This window comes from Phaeodactylibacter luteus, assembly GCF_007993045.1.
Lineage (GTDB): Bacteria > Bacteroidota > Bacteroidia > Chitinophagales > Saprospiraceae > Phaeodactylibacter > Phaeodactylibacter luteus.
In genome coordinates, this window is sequence record NZ_VOOR01000145.1 from 1 (window position 1) to 1,143 (window position 1,143).

General features: G+C 32.9%; 2 protein-coding genes. Both read left to right on the forward strand.

The window, feature by feature from the left end:
- Window positions 1–155 precede the first annotated feature (155 nt).
- Complete coding sequence (locus tag FRY97_RS21870) at window positions 156–464, forward strand: hypothetical protein (RefSeq protein ID WP_147169750.1); 309 nt, start codon at window positions 156–158, stop codon at window positions 462–464.
- A 13-nt stretch (window positions 465–477) separates the two neighbouring features.
- A partial coding sequence (locus FRY97_RS21875) for a hypothetical protein (RefSeq protein WP_147169751.1) occupies window positions 478–1,143 on the forward strand: 666 nt, incomplete at its 3' end.

Here is a 1,143-nt window from a genome sequence, read left to right on the forward strand (position 1 = left end):
CGTGCCAATTAAGAAAAAATTAAAATCCAAACATTAGTCATTAAATTCATATGAATTTGTCGAATAACAGAGCCACAATGACAAATAATTTTGAACCACAAATTGAAATCCGAGAATTTGCATGAAATAAATCGGAAATAAATAAAATCGATAAAATGGAAATAACCCAAGCTATAATCGCAGGAATGTTTACTATTTTGGGAGTTTGGTTTAAGCATTACCTCGAAAATAGGGGAAAGGAAGAAGGAAGACCTCCTAAAAAATATGTATCTCCAAAAGAACAGATGAAAAAAGGGTTAAAAAGAGTATTACTTGCTTTCTTTTTCATGATTATAATTTCAGCATCTGCTAACCCACAAGATAAATCAACTGGAATGGCAATTTTTGCAATGCTTTCATTTGTTATTCTTTTTTATGGAATTTGGTTGATATTAAAAGGATTTTTGCGGATGATATTCTCTTAAAATCAAAAATGATATGGACGGAACACAAAAATTTCTAATTGGATTTGCAATAGTTTCTTTCTTAGGACTTGGCATCTGGGTCTATGGCGACCAAATGTATAAAAGTGGCTTAAAAGAGGGAATAGAGGCTGGAAGAAAAAATGTGATAGACAATGCGATGATAAACCCAAACTCAATTGAATGGGTAGCTATTGATAGTATTGATTTTGATTATAAAAAGTATTTAGTTGCCCTTAAAAAATTGGAAGACGGGAACAAAGCTCCTTTTGTTCAGCAGACAGTCAACTTGCATGAACAATTATTTCACAATTTGGCTCAATCCTATGGATTAAATGACGAGCAGATAGAGAAAGTGGATAGTTTAATTAAAGAGGTTTCACCAAGAATGACTGAAATCTATATTCAAGAATACAGGGCTAAGCAAAGAGTTTATAATTATGGTGCATCTGAATATGCTACTCGATATGAATACTATCCAAGAGCAGAGAGGGTATCAGAAGTTCTTGCATTAAATATTTGTAGGCTTCTTGAATTAGTCATAGACAAGAAAGCACAACTTGCACTTGGTGCGATAAACAATTTGGGCTATGACCCTTGTAGTGCCCTTTTGAAAGATTTTTTAGACCCTTTTTCTGAGAGGTTAATCGAAACAGGTGTTTTAGTAGATGTAGAGATAAAT